A 21,001-nucleotide genomic window follows, 5' to 3' on the forward strand; every position below is an offset into this window, starting at 1 on the left:
TCGCACAAAGCAGGGTAAACGATTGCTTAGAGTGGCAAATCAAACAATAAATTACGTAAATAACCAGCGTTACAACTTCGAGTAAGCAGGTGATTTAGCTGTCGATTGGATCCACATCTAACGTCCACTTAACTTTTCGCGCTTGCGGTAGCGTGTTGATCAACGGCTGAGAGGTTTTAATCAGCCGTTGCAATAATTGCCGTGAAGGGTGCTGTAACAATAATTGCCAGCGGAAGCGGCCACCACGTTTAGCTTGCAATGCCGGAACTGGCCCCATAATCCATAGCGCATCATCTTTCAGTGGGCTAGCCTCCAGCAAATTACGTAGCTGTTGCAGGAACAGTGCTGATTGCTGGTTATCGTGGTCTTCACTGCGCACGATGATATGACTGGTATAAGGCGGTAAAAATACGCTTTTACGTTCGGCCAAAGCCTGTTTGGCAAAAGCGTCATAGCCTTGCTGGAGTAGAATTTGCAGTAGTGGATGCTCAGGATGGTGCGTTTGTAAAATGACTTCACCTTGTTTACCCGCACGGCCTGCGCGGCCAGATACTTGGGTATAAAGCTGTGCAAAACGCTCCGCCGAGCGAAAATCGGCGGAAAACAGCGCTCCGTCAACATCCAGTAATGCGACCAGCGTGACATCAGGAAAGTGGTGGCCCTTCGCCAGCATTTGGGTACCAATCAAGATGCGCGCGCCTCCCTGATGAACATCAGCCAGATGCTGTTCCAGTGAGCCTTTACGGCTGGTGGTATCGCGATCAATTCGGGTAATTGGGGTATCAGGGAATAGCGGCGCAAGCTCATTTTCTAACTGTTCTGTACCAACGCCAACCGAGACTAAGTGAGTTGAGCCGCATTTGGGGCACTGTTGCGGCACGGGCCGTTGGCTATCGCAATGATGGCAACGCAACTGGCGGTGATTCTGATGGAGCGTGTAATAGTGGTCACAGCGCTGGCACTCGCCAATCCAGCCGCATTCATGGCACAACAGGGCGGGTGCATAACCCCGGCGGTTGAGGAATAAAATCACTTGATTGTCAGCTTGCAAATGGGCTTTCATGCGCTTTAGCAGTGGCTGAGAAAGGCCAACTTTTAACGGTAGCCCTTTGAGATCCAATAAGTGTTGTACTGCGGGTTTTGCATTACCCGCCCGTTTCGACAGTGTGAGCTGGCGATATTTCCCCATCTGCACGTTATGTAATGTTTCCAACGCGGGGGTCGCCGTGCCCATCACGATGGGAATATTTTCTTCGCGTGCACGGAATACGGCTAAATCTCTGGCATGGTAGCGCCAGCCTTCCTGCTGTTTATAAGAGCTATCATGTTCTTCATCGATAATGATGACCCCTAGCCGCGAGAAAGGGGTAAACAGGGCGGAGCGAGTACCAATCACGATGGCGGCCTCGCCGTTGCGCGCCCGCAGCCAGACAGACAAACGCTCGCTGTCATTTAAGCCGGAATGGAGTACCTCAACCGGTGCCGTGAACCGTTCGCGAAAACGCGCAATGGTCTGCGGTGTCAAGCCAATTTCAGGTACTAAAACTAGCGCCTGACGGCCCTGCGCCAGAATGTTTTCCAGTACACTGAGATACACTTCGGTTTTGCCAGAACCGGTCACCCCCGCCAATAACCAGGCAGAAAACTGGGTATCTTCACTGCGGATCGCCCCAACGGCAGTGGCCTGTTCGGTATTGAGCCGCAGGCGCTCGCCTAATACCGAAAAGCCAACACGCCAGTCGATGGTAGCGGCTTCCTGAGCGCGTAGGTCAACTAACCCTTTGCTGCGCAAGGCTTGCAGCGCACTTTCCGTGAGTGCCATGTCATTAACTTGATGGCGATAGACTGGTTTTTGTAATAATGCAGCGAGGGCCTGCTGCTGTTTCGGCGCACGTTTTAAACTTTCCGGCGGAGTGGCTCGCCCAAGTTCAGTAGCGAACCATTGCCACAAAGGGGCGGATTGTGCCGGTTTCCCTTGGCGCAGCAAGATGGGTAGGGCATGAAACAGGACTTCACCAATGGGGTAATGATAATACTCGGTCGCCCAACAGAGTATGCGCCACAGACTGGGGGGAAATAGGCTGTCACTATCCAACACGGCATCAACGGTTTTGAGTTGTTCGAGGGGGAAGGCGCTGGTATCACTGATACCCACGACAATCCCAATGGCTTTGCGTTTACCAAATGGCACACTGACGCGTGCACCCACCACCGGGCAGGCCATGGCACTGTCTAAACGGTAGTCAAAGGTACGGCTCAGTGGGACGGGTAAGGCCACTTGGACAACGAACATGTATTGCCATCCTGAATAAAAAACGGGCTTGAATAAAAAAAGATTGAATAGTTTACACTGAGTGCTTCAGAATGTGCGGATTCGATTGCGCGGTTTGGTCAAATTCTGTATGATTCGCCGCCTTTGATAGAATTCGATATCAAATCCTGTTAACAAGCGTTGTTTATTTTATCGACGATTGTTATTTATCAATCGTGTGGTGTCTGGCGGAACAGGGCTGGATAGCGACACGGCCTAAATATAGAGGTTTTCCATGAAACAAGGTATCCACCCTAAATACGAAGAAGTTACTGCTTCTTGCTCTTGCGGTAACGTTATCAAGATCAACTCAACTGTTGGTCATGACCTGAATCTGGACGTGTGCGGCGAATGCCACCCGTTCTACACTGGCAAGCAGCGTGATGTTGCTACCGGTGGCCGTGTTGACCGCTTCAACAAGCGTTTCAGCGTGCCGGGTGCTAAGAAGTAATTATTGCCCGTCAGACGAAAAAGGCGCCTTGGGCGCCTTTTTTCATTTCAGCAGCCCGGTTCATTTGACTTATGAACCGGGCTGCTGCCGGAAATCAATATTCCCAGGTATCGGGATCAACACCCAACTCACGCATTAAAATCTTCGCGGCTTCCGGGATTTCATCACTGCGCTCTTTACGCAGGTCTTCATCATTCGGCAGCGGTTGTCCGGTAAATGCATGCAAAAAAGCCTCGCATAACAATTCACTGTTAGTCGCGTGGCGCAGGTTGTTCACCTGACGGCGGGTCCGCTCATCGGTGAGGATTTTTAATACCTTCAGCGGAATGGATACCGTAATTTTTTTGACCTGCTCGCTTTTCTTACCGTGTTCAGCGTAAGGGCTGACATACTCGCCGTTCCACTCAGCCATGGGACACCTTAAATTTGTCGGAAAATACAAAATTCTGAAAACCGGCCAATTATGCCCGATCTTCGCTGTTCTCACTAAATAAATGTCGATTTTACTAGACTAAGGTCACTGAAATAACCCTTTTTGCTATTTATTGATAGCTATTACCTTCTATACCTATCATCTTTCAAGCTGCTGGGGGCTGACTGCCATCATTCACTCAAGTCATTGAGTTAGCTAAACTCCTTGAGTTTATTCTGTTGTTGCTGACCTGCAACTTGAAAACTATTGGGTATAAGCCATTTTTTGCGATTAAAACAAGATCCCCACCGAAATCTGACTGACATCATTAAGATATCTAAAACCTACATAATTTTAGCGGTTATTATTCCATTGCTCAATCTATACGCAAAGAAGTTTAGATGTCCAGATGTATTGACGTCCGTAATTTGTGCGTCTACTCTGGCATAACATTTTCTCGATCCCGGCTGGTGGAAATCCTTATGACGCGTAAACAAGCAACAATAGCAGTCCGTAGCGGGTTGAACGATGACGAGCAATATGGCTGCGTCGTCCCCCCGATTCACCTCTCCAGTACCTATAATTTTATCGACTTTAATCAGCCTCGCGCCCATGACTATTCACGTCGTGGTAATCCAACACGCGATGTAGTACAGCGGGCATTGGCTGAACTGGAAGGGGGCGCGGGTGCTGTTATGACCAGCAGCGGGATGTCAGCGATTCATTTGGTTTGCACCACATTTCTCAAACCGGGCGATCTATTGGTGGCGCCACATGACTGCTACGGCGGGAGTTACCGTTTATTTAATAGCTTAAGTCAGCGCGGCGCATATCGAGTGTTGTTTGTTGATCAAGGTAATAAAGAGGCATTGAGTCAAGCCTTGGCTGAGAAGCCTAAGCTGGTGTTGATTGAAACCCCAAGCAACCCCTTGTTACGTGTCGTTGATATCGCAGCAATTTGTGAAGCGGCACATGCGGTTGGTGCGTTAACGGTTTGCGATAATACTTTCCTCAGCCCGGCATTGCAGCAACCTCTCTCTTTAGGCGCGGATTTGGTCGTGCATTCCTGCACTAAGTATCTCAATGGGCATTCAGATGTGATTGCGGGGGCGGTGATTGCCAAAGATCCTGAACTGGCGGTTGAGCTGGCATGGTGGGCGAATAATATCGGCGTAACGGGGGCTGCATTTGATAGTTACTTGTTATTACGTGGTTTACGTACCTTGTCACCGCGTATGGCTCAACAGCAACGTAACGCAGATGACATTGTTCGCTATTTACAGCAGCAGCCTTTAGTGAAAAAGCTGTATCATCCTTCTCTGCCACAACATCCCGGCCACGAAATTGCTTGCCGTCAGCAGTCAGGTTTTGGTGCGATGCTCAGTTTTGAGCTTGATGGTGATGAACAGGTACTGCGTCGTTTCCTCTCTGCCCTTGAACTTTTTACCTTGGCAGAATCGTTAGGTGGCGTCGAAAGCCTGATTTCCCATGCCGCAACCATGACTCATGCGGGTATGGCGCCAGAAGCGCGCACTGCCGCAGGTATTACCGACAGCTTATTGCGTATTTCCGTGGGTATTGAAGATAGCGAAGATTTGATTGCCGATTTGGAAAATGCCTTCCAGTTGGCGGGAACGAGGTAAGCATGAATGCAACAGCGGTAGCAGCGGCGGTGACGGGTCGTCAACTGCATAAATTTGGTGGTAGTAGCCTTGCAGATGTGAAGTGTTACTTGCGAGTGGCCAATATTATGGCCAACTACAGTCATCCCGGCGATCTCATGGTGGTGTCTGCGGCAGGTAGTACAACTAACCAGCTGATAAGTTGGTTGAAACTGAGTCAAAGTGATCGTCTTTCTGCTCATCAGGTACAGCAGAATTTACGCCGTTATCAACACGATCTGATTAGTGGCTTATTGCCACCAGAAATAGCCGAGCGGCTGATCAGCGAGTTTATCCATGATTTGGAGCGCCTGGCCGGCCTGCTGGATAACAAAGTTGATGATGCAATTTATGCTGAAGTGGTCGGGCACGGTGAGATTTGGTCGGCCCGCTTAATGGCTGCAGTACTGAATAAGTTGGATATGGATGCTACTTGGCTTGATGCCCGTAGCTTCCTGCGTGCGGAACGTGCGGCACAGCCACAAATTGATGAAGGTCGTTCTTATCCGTTGTTGCAACAATTGATGGCGCAACATCCGCATCAGCGCTTGGTAGTGACCGGTTTTATCTCGCGTAATAATGCCGGTGAAACCGTGTTGTTGGGGCGTAATGGCAGTGACTACTCTGCGACCCAAGTTGGGGCGTTGGCAGGTGTTGAGCGCGTTACCATCTGGAGTGATGTTGCCGGGGTATACAGCGCTGACCCGCGCAAAGTGAAAGATGCCTGCTTGCTGCCTTTACTGCGTTTGGATGAAGCCAGTGAACTGGCTCGTCTGGCAGCACCTGTACTACATACCCGCACGTTGCAGCCAGTTTCAGGCAGCGATATCGATTTGCAACTGCGCTGTAGCTATCAGCCGGAGCAAGGTTCAACTCGTATTGAGCGCGTACTGGCTTCGGGATCTGGTGCCAAGATTGTTACCAGCCATGATGATGTTTGCCTGATCGAACTACAGATTGCCAGTCATCACGATTTTTCGCTGGCACAGAAAGAAATTGATTTGCTCCTGAAACGTGCGCAAATCAAACCGTTAGCGACAGGTATCCATCCTGATCGCAATCTATTGCAACTTTGCTATACCTCCGAAGTGGTCAACAGCGCACTCAGGGTGCTGGAAGATGCCACCCTGCCGGGGAAATTATCGCTGCGTGAAGGGCTGGCACTGGTGGCATTAGTCGGTGCGGGAGTGAGCAAAAACCCATTGCACAGCCATCGTTTTTACCAGCAACTTAAAGATCAGCCGGTTGAGTTTATCTGGCAGGCCGAAGACGGAATCAGCATGGTTGCTGTTTTGCGTCTTGGGCCAACTGAACACTTGATTCAGGGTTTACACCAGTCGTTGTTCCGTGCGGAGAAGCGTATTGGTCTGATGCTGTTCGGTAAAGGCAATATCGGTGCGCGCTGGTTGGAGTTGTTTGCCCGTGAGCAAAAAAACATTTCAGCCCGCAGTGGTTTTGAGTTCGTGTTGGCTGGTGTTGTCGACAGCCGCCGTAGCCTGTTGAGTTATGACGGGTTGGATGCGAGCCGGACACTGGCATTTTATGATGATGAAGCCAAAGAACAGGACGAAGAATCACTATTTTTGTGGATGCGGGCGCATCCGTTTGATGACTTGGTGGTGCTGGACGTGACGGCGAGTGAGTCACTCGCCGAGCAGTATCTGGATTTTGCCAGCTATGGTTTCCACGTGATCAGTGCCAATAAATTAGCCGGAGCTTCGAGCAGCAATAACTACCGCCAAATCCGCGACGCTTTTGCGAAAACAGGTCGTCATTGGCTGTATAACGCGACTGTCGGTGCGGGGTTACCCGTGAACCACACCGTGCGTGATCTGCGTGATAGTGGCGACAGCATTTTGGCGATCAGCGGTATTTTCTCCGGTACGCTGTCTTGGTTATTCCTGCAATTTGACGGCACTGTGCCCTTTACTGATCTGGTGGATCAAGCTTGGCAACAAGGGTTGACCGAGCCTGACCCTCGGGTGGATCTTTCAGGCCAGGATGTCATGCGCAAACTGGTGATTTTAGCCCGTGAAGCTGGTTACGACATCGAACCAAATCAGGTGCGAGTGGAGTCATTGGTGCCCGCAGGGGCGGATGTTGGGTCCGTGGATCAATTCTTTGAAAATGGTGAAGCATTGAATCAGCAAATGATTCAACGCTTAGAGGCAGCAAATGAAATGGGGCTGGTATTGCGTTACGTTGCGCGTTTTGATGCCAATGGTAAGGCGCGCGTGGGCGTTGAAGCGGTACGTACTGACCATCCACTGGCGTCCTTGCTGCCGTGCGATAACGTGTTTGCCATTGAGAGCCGTTGGTATCGCGATAACCCGTTAGTGATTCGTGGCCCGGGGGCGGGACGTGATGTTACCGCAGGAGCCATTCAGTCAGATTTAAATCGCTTGTCTCAACTGCTATAAACCTGCATTAAATTGCCTCCTCTACTTTTTGCGTCGGGGAGGCAAAATATCACGTGATCCCCTACATGAATTTTCTGCGTGTTGCGTGTGAAGATTAATCATCGGCCTAAACTTATTTAAAAGTTGACTCTTTCGCCAACTTCGGTCATTTTCTATTTAGACGTCTAAACGTATAGACGCTCATAAATGGACAGTGACAGATAACATAAGTCGTCAAAGCGACAATCATAGGCAATGGAGTAACAGGGTATGAGTTTTTTTCACGCAAACCAGCGGGAAGCGCTAAATCAAAGTCTGGCAGAGCTGCAAGGCCAGATTAATGTTTCTTTTGAATTTTTCCCGCCGCGTACCAGCGAGATGGAAGATACTCTGTGGAGCTCAATTGACCGCTTGAGCACCCTAAAGCCAAAATTTGTCTCAGTGACTTATGGTGCTAACTCCGGTGAGCGTGATCGCACCCATAGCATTATCAAAGGCATTAAAGAGCGCACCGGTCTTGAAGCTGCGCCACATTTGACCTGCATTGATGCTTCCCCAACCGAGTTACGTGATATTGCGACGGATTATTGGAATAGTGGTATTCGCCATATTGTTGCTTTACGTGGTGATTTACCCCCAGACAGTGGCAAGCCGGAAATGTATGCCTCTGATTTAGTGACGTTGCTGAAGGATGTGGGCGATTTTGATATCTCTGTTGCAGCTTATCCGGAAGTACATCCAGAAGCGAAGAGTGCACAGGCAGACCTCATTAACTTAAAACGTAAGATTGATGCAGGTGCCAACCGAGCGATCACTCAATTCTTCTTTGATGTCGAAAGTTATCTGCGTTTTCGTGACCGCTGTGTTGCTACAGGGATTGATGTTGAGATAGTTCCTGGCATTTTGCCCGTTTCCAATTTTAAGCAGCTTAAGCGCTTTGCCACGATGACCAATGTGCGAGTGCCAAATTGGATGAACACTATTTTTGATGGGCTAGATGATGACCCTGAGACTCGTAAAATGGTGGGCGCATCTGTTGCGATGGACATGGTGAAGATTTTGAGCCGCGAAGGGGTGAAAGATTTCCATTTCTACACCCTGAACCGCGCAGAATTAAGTTATGCAATTTGCCATACCCTCGGGGTAAGACCGTAGATTTTTAAAGGGGGAGTCTCCTCCCCCTGCCTCTCTCTAACCTGTATTGCGCATTCCCGCGGCCACACCGGCTATCGTCACCATCAATGCCTGCTCAACACGGGCATCTGGGTGTTCTTGCTGGCGCGAACGATGCAACAACTCGGCTTGCAAGACGTTTAGTGGGTCGGTATATACGTTACGTAACGCGATAGACTCCGCAATCCACGGTAAATCAGCCATTAAGTGGTCATCGTTGGCAATGGCCAGCACCACTTTAATGTCAGCTTCCAATTGGTCGCGTAATTGCTGACCTAACGGCCATAGCGATTTATCCACCAGACGCTGATCGTAATATTCAGCCAGCCACAAATCGGCTTTAGCGAATACCATCTCCAGCATGCCAATGCGCGTTGAGAAGAACGGCCAGTCACGGCACATCGTCGCCAATACTTCTTTCTTACCGGCATCAATTGCTTTTTGCAACCCGGCACCGGCGCCCAACCAAGCTGGGAGCATCAAGCGGTTTTGTGTCCAGGCAAAAATCCATGGTATGGCACGCAGGCTCTCGACACCACCGTTCGGACGGCGTTTAGCCGGGCGTGAACCCAGAGGTAATTTACCTAATTCCAGTTCTGGCGTTGCTGCACGGAAGTAAGGGACAAACTGTGGATTTTCACGCACGTAACCGCGATACATATCGCAAGATGCATCCGACAGCAGATCCATCACCTCAACCCATTCTTTCTTCGGTTCCGGTGGGGGCAATAAATTGGCTTCCAGAATCGCACCGGCGTACAGCGCCAAGCTGCTGATAGTGACTTCTGGCAGACCAAACTTAAAGCGGATCATCTCGCCTTGTTCTGTGACGCGTAACCCCCCTTTCAGACTACCCGGAGGCTGAGAGAGTAGGGCTGCGTGAGCAGGAGCACCACCGCGGCCAATAGAACCACCACGGCCATGGAACAGTGTCAAAGAAATGCCTGCTTTCTCACAGGTTTTGATTAATGCATCTTGCGCCCGATATTGCGCCCAAGAGGCAGCCATCACACCAGCATCTTTTGCTGAGTCAGAATAGCCAATCATCACCATTTGCTTGCCTTGAATCAGGCCACGATACCAGTCGATATTCAACAACTGGGTCATCACATCGTCGGCGTTATTCAGGTCATCCAGAGTTTCAAACAGTGGCGCGACCGGCAGCGTGAATGGGCAACCTGCTTCTTTCAGCAGCAAATGTACCGCCAGCACGTCCGATGGCACTTTTGCCATGGAGATGACGTAAGCGGCGATAGAGCCTTGTGGCGCTTCGGCAATCACTCGGCAGGTTTCCAGCACTTCCTGCGTATCGGCGCTTGGCTCCCACTTCAGTGGAACCAATGGGCGCTTGGAGTTCAGTTCGCGAATCAGGAAGGCTTGTTTATCTGCTTCAGACCAGCTTTCATAGTCACCGAGGCCCAAATAGCGGGTCAGTTCAGCAATGGCATCGGTGTGACGAGTACTTTCCTGACGCACATCGATACGCACCAATGGCACGCCAAAGCAGCGCACGCGGCGTAAGGTGTCCAGCAATTGGCCGTTGGCGATAATTTCCATGCCACAGGCTTTCAGGGACTGATAGCACGCGTAGAGCGGATCCCATAATTGATCATTACTAACCAGTAAATCCGTTGGTGGCAATACGCGCTCGCCTTTCAAACGGCTTTCTAAATAGGCTTGAGTATTGGTCAACTGCGTGCGTACACGCTTCATCAACTCACGATAAGGCTCAACAACTTCTTCACCGCCAGCCAGCTCGTGCAGTTCTGGCGTACATTCCGACATGGAAAGTTCAGAGACCAACACCTGAATATCACGCAGGAATAAATCGGTCGCTTTCCAACGGCTCAGTAGCAGCACATGACGAGTAATTTCGGCAGTGACGTTCGGGTTACCGTCGCGGTCGCCACCCATCCATGAGGTGAAACGAATGGGTACCGCCTCGACAGGTAAGCGGTAATCAAGGGAGTCCTGCAACTGCTCGTTAAATTCACGCAGGAATGCAGGCACACCTTCCCATAGGCTGTTTTCAACCACAGCAAAGCCCCATTTGGCTTCATCAACTGGGGAAGGGCGAATTTTACGAATTTCGTCAGTATGCCAAGATTGTGCAACTAACTGGCGCAAACGACGCATGATCTTGTTGCGTTCGTAGTCGGCCAAATCATTGTGATCCAACTGACTCAGGCAGGAATTTACTTCAACCAGTTTATGAATCAGAGTGCGGCGAGTGATTTCCGTTGGATGAGCGGTCAGTACCAGCTCAATGGATAACTCATCAACTGCGCTGCGCATGTCCTTCTCGCTCAAATTTTTCTCTTTTAAGCGGGTAAACAGTTGGGCCAGGGCTTCCGGATTACTTGCGGCTTCGCCGTGTGGCGAAATACTGTGGTATTGCTCTGCCGTATTCGTCAGATTGAGGAATTGGCTAAAAGCACGGGCCACTGGCAGCAGTTCGTCGTTGGACAGATTTTGCAGCGTCGTCAGCAGTTCCTGACGGCTTGCTTCATTACCAGCACGCGAAGATTTAGATAATTTACGGATGGTTTCTACTCGATCAAGGATGTGCTCGCCTAAGGCTTCCTTGATGGTGTCCCCGAGTAGTTTGCCGAGCATACTGACGTTACTTCGCATTGCGGAATATTGTTCGTTCATATGATCCCTAAGCCCATACCCCTTGGACATGAAGCCACAGGGATGTTAGCTGCGCTCGCGTGCTGCCTTTCCTGCACTCCAATGACGTTGGGTATAAATTATTATGGTTTCTTTTTGTAAATTACTTTCATCCAAAAGGCTGAGATGGATATTTCCACTCGCCGCGTTCAATTTCATACCCCAATTGACACTATTTTTAGCAAAAAAACATCAATTTTAGGGATATTGTTGAAATTTAATTACCACGGCCAGATTATCAGTCTGGCTTATCGGTAACTTTGATCCCTCTACCCCATTAGGGTTATTTTTGTTGACAAAAATGATCAACGAGCTGACCAATCAGTTCACGGGTCGGCTCGATAAAGGCCATATCGATAAATTCATCCGGCTGATGAGCTTGATTGATAGACCCTGGCCCCAAGACTAACGTTGGGCATACTTTTTGAATAAACGGTGCTTCGGTACAGTAGTTAACCACCGCCGTGCGCTCGCCCAGTAATTTCTCGATAACCCCCACCATATGGTGATCGGTTGGACATTCATAGCCCGGAATTGGCGGGTGCAACTCATCAATACTCAAGCGGCCTGGCCAGCGCTCACTGACCGGTGCCAGCGCTTCAGTCATTAATTCATCTAAATCACTTAATGTCAGGCCCGGCAATGGGCGGATATCCATATGTAATTCACAACAAGCACAGATACGATTCGCCGCATCACCGCCATTGATATGACCAAAATTCATCGTTGGGTAAGGAATGGCAAATGCTGGATTGTGGTAACGCTCTTGCAGTGTAGTACGCAGTTTCATCAACTGAGTGATAGATTCATGCATCAAATCAATGGCATTCACACCGCGAGCGGGATCACTGGAATGGCCGGACTGACCAGTGATACGGATGGCATTGGAAATATGCCCTTTGTGCGCCCGCACGGGTTGCAGTGATGTTGGCTCACCAATAATGGCAAAATCGGGGCGCAATTGAGTGGAAGCTGCGAAGTAGCGTGCGCCCGCCATGGTGGTTTCTTCATCAGCGGTGGCCAGAATATACAGTGGCTTGCTCAATTTACTGGCATCAATATCGCGCACGGCATCCAGAATAAAAGCAAAGAATCCTTTCATGTCAGCGGTTCCCAAACCATACAACTTATTGTCATGCTCGGTCAGGGTAAATGGATCGCGTGTCCAACGGCCTTCATCATAAGGTACGGTATCGGTATGGCCTGCCAGCAATAACCCCCCGTTCCCCTCGCCAATAGAGGCAAGTAGATTAAATTTGTGGCGGGTATCTGGCACTGGCTGGATCTCGACACGAAAACCCAAATCGGCAAACCATCCGGCCAACAAGTTGATTAGCGCCTCATTACTTTGATCAAGGGCGCTATCGGTTGCGCTGATCGATGGCGTCGCGATTAACGCCCGATACAGCTCAATAAATGGAGGTAATTTCATCTTCACTGTTGACAGCCTTTGGTTAGGATAGTATCAATATTCATGCAGTAATTATGAATAAAAATACATTAAGCTTGAGCGTAAGGGAACCTATAATCACCCTTAAATTTACGAAAATGTCAATGCTCAATCACGTGGGGGAACAGTAAAACCTTGCTGAGAACCCGGATAACGGTTTTGAGTATTTATGTCGTTAAACGCATAAATACAATTAAGTCAGAAGGTAAACTAAACCCATGTTGAATACGCTGATTGTTGGTGCCAGTGGCTATGCCGGAGCGGAGCTTACGGCTTACCTGAATCGTCACCCACATATGAACATAACCGGTTTAACGGTTTCAGCGCAAAGTGCAGATGCAGGAAAATTACTTTCTGATCTGCATCCGCAACTAAAAGGCATTATTGATCTTCCACTGCAACCCTTGGTGGATGTGGCTCAGGCGGCAGAAGGTGTGGATGTTGTCTTCCTCGCCACCGCCCATGAAGTTAGCCATGATTTAGTACCACAATTTCTGGCGGCGGGTTGTGTGGTGTTTGATCTCTCTGGCGCATTCCGCGTTCAGGATGCGGCGTTTTACAGCCAATATTATGGTTTTGAGCATAAGCATACCGATTGGCTAGATAAAGCGGTCTATGGGTTAGCTGAATGGCGTGCCGAAGATATTAAGCAAGCGCAATTGATTGCCGTGCCGGGCTGCTACCCAACAGCATCGCAGCTTGCACTTAAGCCATTGGTCGATGGCGGTTTGCTCAATGATGCACAATGGCCGGTAATTAATGCGGTTAGTGGTGTGAGCGGTGCGGGGCGCAAAGCCAGTATTGGCAACAGCTTTTGTGAAGTCAGTTTGCAACCGTATGGTTTATTTAATCATCGTCATCAGCCAGAAATTGTTGCTCACCTTGGCACACCGGTGATTTTTACACCGCATTTGGGGAATTTTGCCCGGGGTATTTTGGCGACAATTACCTGCCGTTTAAAAGCAGGGGTCACCGCGCAGGATATTGAGGAGGCCTACCACCATGCCTATCAGGACAAACCACTGGTGCGGTTATATCAGCAAGGCGTACCGGCTCTAAAAGCTGTCGTGGGTTTGCCTTTCTGTGATATTGGTTTCTCTGTACAGGGCGAACATTTAATTATTGTCGCAACAGAAGATAACTTGCTGAAAGGGGCGGCGGCGCAGGCTGTCCAATGCATGAATATACGTTTTGGTTTTGCACAAACCCAGTCGCTGCTGTAGGCGACCAGAGGGTAAAGCACCGAGCCTGAACCAGAAAATACAGAAATATAATCTAATTATACCCAATAGATTTCGAGTTGCAGTTAGGCGACAACAGAATGAACTCAATGAGTTGAGTGAATGATGGCAGCCAACAACTCCACATCTTGAAAGATGGCGGGTACATCGAGGCGAAACATAATGAACCCATTAGTCATTAAATTAGGTGGCGTGTTGCTGGACAGCGAAGAAGCGCTGGAACGCCTGTTTACTGCATTGGTGACCTATCGTGAGAAACATGAGCGCCCGCTTGTGATTATGCACGGTGGTGGCTGTCTGGTTGATGATTTGATGAAAAAACTCGCTCTGCCGGTGGTGAAGAAAAACGGCTTGCGTGTTACCCCAGCCGATCAGATTGATATCATTACCGGTGCATTGGCCGGTACGGCCAACAAAACGTTGCTGGCATGGGCAGTAAAACACCAAATCAGCGCAGTTGGTTTGTGTCTGGGCGATGGCAATACTGTCGAAGTTACCCCATTGGATGCTGAATTGGGACATGTGGGGAAAGCATTATCGGGTTCACCAGTATTGGTGCAAACCTTGCTGGCTGCGGATTACATGCCAATCATCAGTTCTATCGGTATTACCAACGATGGTAAATTGATGAATGTGAATGCGGATCAGGCGGCGACGGCATTGGCTGCCACGTTAGGCGCGGACTTGATTTTATTATCCGATGTGAGTGGCATTCTGGATGGCAAGGGCCAGCGGATCGCCGAGATGACCGCACAAAAAGCAGAGCAATTAATTGCCCAAGGCATCATTACTGACGGTATGGTGGTGAAAGTGAATGCCGCGCTGGATGCCGCTCGCTCGTTGGGTCGTCCTGTGGATATCGCCAGTTGGCGTCATGCAGATCAACTACCAGCACTGTTTAATGGCGTGCCGATTGGCACTCGTATTCTGGCTTAATACCCTTCATATTTGATATTGCAGTCGTGTTCACGGTGATTCGAGATGTACTCGTTTGCTGGCTTGCTGCAACGTCAACAACTTTGGGTATATTATGATTTTCTATGTCAAAACAATTTCAATACTCATCATCCTTTAAGATGCTGGGCATATTCAAAATTTAGGGAAGTAAGATTATGGCACTATGGGGCGGGCGGTTCAGTCAGGCAGCAGATCAGCGTTTTAAGCAATTTAATGATTCCCTGCGGTTTGATTACCGATTGGCTGAACAGGATATTATCGGTTCTGTTGCCTGGTCGAAAGCACTGGTCACCGTGGACGTTTTGACAGCCAGTGAACAGCAACAACTTGAGCAGGCTCTCTCTGTGCTGCTAGAGGAAGTGCAGGCTGATCCGCAAGCCATCTTGGCCAGTGACGCAGAAGATATCCACAGTTGGGTTGAAACCAAGCTGATTGATAAAGTCGGTGATTTAGGCAAAAAATTGCATACCGGGCGCAGCCGTAATGACCAAGTAGCGACTGACCTCAAACTCTGGTGTAAATTCCAGATAACCGAATTGAAAACAGCGGTACGGCAGCTACAACAGGCTCTGGTTATCACCGCACAAGCCAACCAAGATGCCGTTATGCCGGGTTATACCCACTTACAACGTGCACAACCGGTGACATTTGCCCACTGGTGCTTGGCTTACGCAGAAATGCTTTCACGTGATGAAAGCCGCCTGCAAGATACCCTGAAACGCTTGGATGTTAGCCCGTTAGGCAGCGGTGCATTGGCGGGGACGGCTTATGCCATTGATCGCGAACAATTAGCTGGTTGGTTAGGCTTTGCTTGCGCAACACGTAACAGTCTGGACAGTGTTTCTGACCGTGACCATGTGCTGGAATTGTTGTCCGATGCCAGCATCGGGATGGTGCATTTGTCACGTTTTGCCGAAGACCTGATCTTCTTCAACAGTGGTGAAGCGGCTTTTGTCGATTTATCTGATCGCGTGACGTCTGGCTCTTCCCTGATGCCGCAAAAGAAAAATCCGGATGCATTGGAATTAATTCGTGGGAAGTGTGGCCGGGTTCAAGGCGCATTGACCGGGATGATGATGACGCTGAAAGGCTTGCCATTGGCATATAACAAAGACATGCAAGAAGATAAAGAGGGGTTATTTGATGCCCTCGATACTTGGCTGGATTGTCTGCATATGGCGGCGCTGGTGCTCGATGGTATTCAAGTCAAACGCCCACGCTGTAAAGAAGCGGCCGAGCAAGGTTATGCGAATGCCACTGAATTGGCCGATTATCTGGTTGCCAAAGGTGTGCCTTTCCGTGAAGCTCACCATATTGTGGGTGAAGCTGTTGTTGAGGCCATCCGTCAGGGTAAAGCGCTAGAGGCTTTATCGCTAAGTGATTTGCAGAAATTCAGTGCAGTCATTGGTGATGATGTGTACCCGATTCTGGCATTGCAATCTTGTTTGGATAAACGCGTTGCTAAAGGTGGTGTGTCACCGCAGCAAGTGGCATCAGCTATTACGGAAGCTAAAAAGCGTTTATTTTAATTCGCAGCATATTTATATTGACGACGGGCCACATTAACGTGGCCCGTTTTGCGTTATAGGTACTCCACGATATTCCTCTCGTGACATATTTTATGGAGAGGTTTTAATTCGTCTAACGACAACCACTATTTATTTTACGATTTATCCTCTCTATAAAATCAACAGTCTCAACAACATGCTGTTTTATTCTTAATATAGCGTTGAGTTTATAACCAAAAATGATTATGATAATTATTATCAAATAATGGCGCTATGTTAGAAGTTCTACTAGCATTAGGAAATTAACAAAATTCAGTTTGGCTGAAATAACGATGTACATTATTGAAGCCTATTACCTTGCCCACTAATAAAGCCATGTTCTTTATTTTCTAATTTAACGTCCCATTTATTTGATGCAGTAAATTATTCAGCTCAAAGAAAATAACACAATATCAGCCACCGAATACTTTCTATTATTTGGCGACAATCCTATTGTCAAAATATGGGTATAACGCCATTAAATAATGGCTAATTATTATTTTATATATTATTTCTATATTAATAAGGATGAAATATCATAAATGGATAATATCGTTAGAGGTGAAAATACCGCAATAAAGCCTATAAATAAAATGGCATTAAGTCTATTTTTAGCCCTTACTGCACAGGGGTATTCCGAGAGGGCCAATGCAGAATCATCTGGTGAGAGTGATATCGTACTGGATGAACTGAAAGTAGAGGGAGCGAGCCACGCCCATGAGGGTGACTGGATCTATGATGAACCCCGCTCAGTGAGTGAGATTTCCCGCGAACAACTGGATAACCGGCCAGCCCGCCATGTGGCCGATATTTTGGAACAAACACCGGGGGTTTACTCCAGTGTTAGCCAGAACGACCCAGCACTTTCGATTAATATCCGGGGCATGCAAGATTATGGCCGCGTCAATATGAATATTGATGGCATGCGGCAGAACTTTATGAAAAGTGGTCATGGTCAGCGCCATGGGGTCATGTATATTGATCCGGAAATATTAGATACCGTGGTGATTGAAAAGGGGGCTTCCAGCGGAATAGGTGGCGCGGGGGTTATTGGGGGTATTGCAACCTTTAATACAATTAATGCCAATGAGTTTCTTGAGCCAGGAAAAGACATTGGCGGCAAGATTCGTGCTACCACCGGCGATAATGGCACCCAGTTTATTGGTAGTGCCGCACTGGCATGGGGCAATGAAGATGGCGATATATTAATAGCTGCCAGTGAACGTAATCTAAAAGACTATTGGCCGGGGAATAAAGGCTATATTGGTGAAATACGCATGGGGAAAAAAGAGAGTAAGTTTGACAATGATATTAAAAATAACAAAATAGCTTTCACTCACTATAAAATGCATTCACGGTTAGCCAAAGTCGGGTGGAATTTATCCGCTGATCAGCGGATAGGATTAAGCTATTTACAAACACATGTACATAGTCCCAACGCCGGCATGTTTACCCTTTTATATGATAAACACACACCACACATTTTCACGTATGGTTGGTTAAGTAACAGTACCAGTGATGTGATAAACCGTAATATCGGGTTGGATTATAGTCTAAAGCCGGAACATATTGCCTGGCTGGATGCAACCGCTAAAATTTATTATGTGGATACCAATGACCATACTGATACCCATAATGCCAATGCCGTTTACCGCAAACAATATTGGACCCAAACCCGTCTAACCACCCACGGTTTACAATTACAAAATACTAGCTTGTTAACTTATGCTGATCACCACCAATTGCGTATTAAATATGGTCTTGATTGGTTTAGTGACCGTTCCAGAGGGCGAACAACTAATGACTATTTAGATATTATAACTCCAGTGGATAAAAGGGTGAATGGACTGACGCCATCGGGCCAGCGTGCCGTTAGCAGCACCTTTGCTCAACTTAATTACGATTATAGTGATTGGTTGCGATTAGAAGGAGGTCTGCGGCATGACCAATTTCGTATTCAAGGTAATACTTGGATGCCAACGAATGGGTTTCGTCACCTCTATACACAAGATAACCCTTGTGACGCAAGAGTGCATGAGCAGTCCGAGGATGAAAATACTCGCTGTTCATCTAATGCACTCTTAATGATGACATGGGATGTCAATCGCCGTGAGCAGCAACTCTCTCCCACGGCAGCTATTGGCATTAAGCCAGGTGTACAGTGGCTGGAATTTTTTGCTAATTACGGTAAATCCTGGCGACCGCCGGCAATGACTGAAATGCTGGCTATCGGTAGTCCCCATGGTCATGGTTGGGTTCTACCGAATCCTTTTCTGGCGGCAGAGAATGCCAAAATTTGGGAAGCAGGTTTTAATATTCAGCATACCGGCCTATTTATTAATGAAGATCGTCTGGTTGCTAAATTAGCTTACTTTGATACCCGAGTAGCAGATTATATCAATCTTGAGCTATCTAAACAAAAACCAAAGTTTGGTGGTGAATCTTTTACTAATGCGACCTATATTAATAATTTACTAGCTACATATTTTCGTGGTCTAGAGTATCAATTAAGTTATGATTCCGGTTTGTTTTATACCACAATAAATTATACCAGAATGATTGGTATCAATAGTGTTTGCTCAAAGCATGCTTGGTTAGGCGAAGTACAAAAATCTGTTAGGACAGGTTATTGGCGCTCTCCTAGATATCCTTACACATACACTATTAGGTATCCCATTGATGATAATGATTCGAATAATAAGATAGAATGCCGCAGAGCAAATAATTTATTCGGTTCTTCAGCATATTTACCGGGTGATAGAGGGAGTTTAGTTTTAGGTGGCAGAATATTTGATCAAAAACTGGATTTCGGTACTATTATCCGTTATAACAAAGGATATCAAGATAGGTCAGTGACGAATAGATATGGTTACGCTAATACTGCTTATGTAGCAGACTGGCCAAAATATATTTTATTTGATATCTATGCCAGCTATAAGGTGACTAATAATTTAATCTTGAGGAGTTCAATAGAAAATATAACTAATCGTGCTTATATTGTTAATTATGGTGATTCGCTTTCGCTTACCCCTAATCGTGGTCGTACTGTTCAGGGCAGCATTGAATATAGGTTTTAGATATATGCTGACATATCAATCAAGATAATGATAAAGAATTCAGGTGAAATTATTATTTTACCTGTGGTCACTGTGACTCATGATGAGTCATCGAGTAATTTTTAATTAAAAGGATATTATTATGACGATAGAGATAAAGTATCAAGTCCAATTCGCCAATGACACCCTCTCTAATGTTACTCAACAATGGGCAACAAAAAATGGAGATATAACCACATCACCAGCCAAAAAATATGGTTTTTTGGCTGGCGGTGACAGTTTTAGTGGTATTCAATATGCCGTACCCAGCTCACATAACGCTGATACTGCGATGATTGTAGAAGGTGATCTCAAATACTCCTTTATGCCTCAACATACTTTCTTCGGCAAGATGGACACTTTGGCACTAGGTGAGGTATTAGAGAATAACACCAATGGCGAGGGTAAACAGCTTGCAGAATTACACATTAAATTCAGTGGATTAGATATTTCTGGTGAGTTTGACCCCCTAAAGACTAAGGAAGAGAATCACCAAGGTGAGATGCATAAAGGCACCTACGGTTTTATGCGTGGCGATGCGACACCATTCTTGGATATCTTGAAAAGCAAAGGTATTGATGTGGATACACCGCTGAAGGATATGGCTATTGCCAGCCAGTTTGATAATAGTGGTGAAATGGTATCTGATGCACCGGTCATTGATGTTATTGGTACATATGATGGCGCTGAAATATTAATGGCTGCTTAAGACCTCAATTAATCAATATCATTGTAGTTATATAATAAATGAAATTACGCCACCGCCATTCATTCTAATATCTGGCATATTGATTGGCGGTGGTATTAGTAAATTCTTTATCTTACTATTCAGTATGACTCAATGATGAGTCATCGTTAATTAAAAGGAGATTATTATGACTGTGAAAATAAAATATCAAGCACAAATTGAAAATGAAACTATTTCTTCCTACGCTCACCAATGGGCGGAAAAGTATGGAGATATAGTTGCAGTCATTAACGAAACTAAAAATTATGAATATGCGGGTAGTTATTACTCATCTCATGGAACAGTTATTAATCCTACTGCTGAGGATTATAATAACCAAAGTGCGGGCTTTAGAAGTCTCTCAGAGAGTGATTCTGCGGTAATTTTCCAAGGAAATCTATTTGGTGCAGGAAAACCGATAGTCGTTAACAGAGGACATATTGAAAGTATAGAGTTTGGTGAATCATTAAAACCTGATATCGATAATTCAGGTGCACCGCATTACCTGGATAATCCGCAGATGAAACTGAGTGGTTTAGATATTAAAGGTGATTTTTATAACTCAATGTGTTCAATGTCACGGACGCTGCACGCAGAACCAGGAAATCCCTATCAGGGAGGCACAAATCAAGGAATGTACAATCTATTGAGAGGTAACGCAGAACCTATGCTGGAAGTTTTGAAAGCTCAAGGTATTGATGTGAATAAACCACTCAAAGATATGGCTATCGCCAGTCAGTTTGAAGTTACTAGTAGCGTGCTGGTTAACACGCCAGTCATTGAAGCCGTCGGCTCAAGTGATGGCAGCGAAATACTGATAGCAGTTTAATATCACACTATAAAAATAACCATATAAAATGAATGAAAAAAATCTATTTTTATCCTGTGAGCTAATGATACCCAA

The 21,001-nt window shown here is 47.1% G+C and carries 14 protein-coding genes; 10 read left to right on the top strand and 4 right to left on the bottom strand.

Annotated elements, in window-relative coordinates; all coding sequences use genetic code 11:
* Positions 1-94: 94 nt before the first annotated feature.
* Positions 95-2,293 carry a primosomal protein N' gene (gene priA, locus HUZ92_RS16420; protein ID WP_145579460.1) on the bottom strand — a complete coding sequence of 733 codons (2,199 nt, stop codon included), beginning with the start codon at positions 2,291-2,293 and terminating at the stop codon, positions 95-97.
* Between the two features lie 253 nt (positions 2,294-2,546).
* Between priA and rpmE the strand changes: the two genes are divergently transcribed.
* A complete protein-coding gene (gene rpmE, locus HUZ92_RS16425; protein ID WP_050101063.1) occupies positions 2,547-2,762 on the top strand; it encodes a 50S ribosomal protein L31 in 216 nt (71 codons plus the stop codon).
* A 94-nt stretch (positions 2,763-2,856) separates the two neighbouring features.
* Here the strand turns inward: rpmE and metJ are convergent, their stop codons facing one another.
* Positions 2,857-3,174, bottom strand: coding sequence for a met regulon transcriptional regulator MetJ (metJ, locus tag HUZ92_RS16430; protein ID WP_004392248.1), 318 nt, complete (start codon positions 3,172-3,174; stop codon positions 2,857-2,859).
* Between the two features lie 482 nt (positions 3,175-3,656).
* Between metJ and metB the strand changes: the two genes are divergently transcribed.
* The 3 genes from metB (at position 3,657) to metF (ending at position 8,389) form a co-directional block, all read left to right on the top strand.
* The gene (gene metB / locus HUZ92_RS16435; protein ID WP_145579459.1) at positions 3,657-4,817 is read left to right on the top strand and encodes a cystathionine gamma-synthase; all 1,161 of its coding nucleotides are present in this window, start codon (positions 3,657-3,659) and stop codon (positions 4,815-4,817) included.
* Between the two features lie 2 nt (positions 4,818-4,819).
* Positions 4,820-7,255, top strand: a complete 2,436-nt coding sequence (locus HUZ92_RS16440; RefSeq protein WP_050101061.1) for a bifunctional aspartate kinase/homoserine dehydrogenase II — start codon at positions 4,820-4,822, stop codon at positions 7,253-7,255.
* 249 nt (positions 7,256-7,504) lie between these two features.
* Positions 7,505-8,389: a methylenetetrahydrofolate reductase gene (metF, locus tag HUZ92_RS16445; RefSeq protein ID WP_050141095.1), complete on the top strand. Its 885-nt coding sequence runs from the start codon at positions 7,505-7,507 to the stop codon at positions 8,387-8,389.
* A 36-nt stretch (positions 8,390-8,425) separates the two neighbouring features.
* Here metF and ppc read toward each other — a convergent pair whose 3' ends face one another.
* Positions 8,426-11,062, bottom strand: coding sequence for a phosphoenolpyruvate carboxylase (ppc, locus tag HUZ92_RS16450; RefSeq protein ID WP_050101059.1), 2,637 nt, complete (start codon positions 11,060-11,062; stop codon positions 8,426-8,428).
* 301 nt (positions 11,063-11,363) lie between these two features.
* Positions 11,364-12,512: an acetylornithine deacetylase gene (gene argE / locus HUZ92_RS16455; protein WP_050101058.1), complete on the bottom strand. Its 1,149-nt coding sequence runs from the start codon at positions 12,510-12,512 to the stop codon at positions 11,364-11,366.
* Positions 12,513-12,748: 236 nt separating this feature from the next.
* On the opposite strand from argE, the gene argC reads away from it, so the two are divergent.
* The 6 genes from argC to HUZ92_RS16485 all read left to right on the top strand — a co-directional run bounded on the left by argC (position 12,749) and on the right by HUZ92_RS16485 (position 20,926).
* On the top strand, positions 12,749-13,753 hold the full coding sequence (gene argC / locus HUZ92_RS16460) for an N-acetyl-gamma-glutamyl-phosphate reductase (RefSeq protein ID WP_145579458.1): 1,005 nt from the start codon (positions 12,749-12,751) through the stop codon (positions 13,751-13,753).
* A 180-nt stretch (positions 13,754-13,933) separates the two neighbouring features.
* Positions 13,934-14,707, top strand: a complete 774-nt coding sequence (gene argB, locus HUZ92_RS16465) for an acetylglutamate kinase (protein ID WP_050101056.1) — start codon at positions 13,934-13,936, stop codon at positions 14,705-14,707.
* 176 nt (positions 14,708-14,883) lie between these two features.
* Positions 14,884-16,257 (top strand): argininosuccinate lyase, encoded by a 1,374-nt coding sequence (gene argH, locus HUZ92_RS16470; RefSeq protein WP_050101055.1) that lies wholly within the window; start codon positions 14,884-14,886, stop codon positions 16,255-16,257.
* 560 nt (positions 16,258-16,817) lie between these two features.
* Positions 16,818-19,352 carry a TonB-dependent hemoglobin/transferrin/lactoferrin family receptor gene (locus tag HUZ92_RS16475; protein ID WP_174846866.1) on the top strand — a complete coding sequence of 845 codons (2,535 nt, stop codon included), beginning with the start codon at positions 16,818-16,820 and terminating at the stop codon, positions 19,350-19,352.
* A 121-nt stretch (positions 19,353-19,473) separates the two neighbouring features.
* The gene (locus HUZ92_RS16480; protein WP_145579457.1) at positions 19,474-20,079 is read left to right on the top strand and encodes a heme acquisition protein HasA; all 606 of its coding nucleotides are present in this window, start codon (positions 19,474-19,476) and stop codon (positions 20,077-20,079) included.
* A 166-nt stretch (positions 20,080-20,245) separates the two neighbouring features.
* Complete coding sequence (locus HUZ92_RS16485; RefSeq protein ID WP_145579456.1) at positions 20,246-20,926, top strand: heme acquisition protein HasA; 681 nt, start codon at positions 20,246-20,248, stop codon at positions 20,924-20,926.
* The last annotated feature ends 75 nt before the right edge of the window (positions 20,927-21,001 follow it).

The sequence above is a fragment of the Yersinia vastinensis genome, from assembly GCF_902726565.1.
Lineage (GTDB): Bacteria > Pseudomonadota > Gammaproteobacteria > Enterobacterales > Enterobacteriaceae > Yersinia > Yersinia vastinensis.

Bases quoted from the DNA above. Each gene is read 5' to 3' on its own strand.
- argC (WP_145579458.1), top strand. From the start codon at position 12,749: ATGTTGAATACGCTGATTGTTGGTGCCAGTGGCTATGCCGGAGCGGAG.
- argH (WP_050101055.1), top strand. From the start codon at position 14,884: ATGGCACTATGGGGCGGGCGGTTCAGTCAGGCAGCAGATCAGCGTTTT.
- HUZ92_RS16475 (WP_174846866.1), top strand. From the start codon at position 16,818: ATGGATAATATCGTTAGAGGTGAAAATACCGCAATAAAGCCTATAAAT.
- HUZ92_RS16440 (WP_050101061.1), top strand. From the start codon at position 4,820: ATGAATGCAACAGCGGTAGCAGCGGCGGTGACGGGTCGTCAACTGCAT.
- argE (WP_050101058.1), bottom strand. From the start codon at position 12,512: ATGAAATTACCTCCATTTATTGAGCTGTATCGGGCGTTAATCGCGACG.
- argB (WP_050101056.1), top strand. From the start codon at position 13,934: ATGAACCCATTAGTCATTAAATTAGGTGGCGTGTTGCTGGACAGCGAA.
- metF (WP_050141095.1), top strand. From the start codon at position 7,505: ATGAGTTTTTTTCACGCAAACCAGCGGGAAGCGCTAAATCAAAGTCTG.
- rpmE (WP_050101063.1), top strand. From the start codon at position 2,547: ATGAAACAAGGTATCCACCCTAAATACGAAGAAGTTACTGCTTCTTGC.
- HUZ92_RS16480 (WP_145579457.1), top strand. From the start codon at position 19,474: ATGACGATAGAGATAAAGTATCAAGTCCAATTCGCCAATGACACCCTC.
- HUZ92_RS16485 (WP_145579456.1), top strand. From the start codon at position 20,246: ATGACTGTGAAAATAAAATATCAAGCACAAATTGAAAATGAAACTATT.
- metJ (WP_004392248.1), bottom strand. From the start codon at position 3,174: ATGGCTGAGTGGAACGGCGAGTATGTCAGCCCTTACGCTGAACACGGT.
- metB (WP_145579459.1), top strand. From the start codon at position 3,657: ATGACGCGTAAACAAGCAACAATAGCAGTCCGTAGCGGGTTGAACGAT.
- priA (WP_145579460.1), bottom strand. From the start codon at position 2,293: ATGTTCGTTGTCCAAGTGGCCTTACCCGTCCCACTGAGCCGTACCTTT.
- ppc (WP_050101059.1), bottom strand. From the start codon at position 11,062: ATGAACGAACAATATTCCGCAATGCGAAGTAACGTCAGTATGCTCGGC.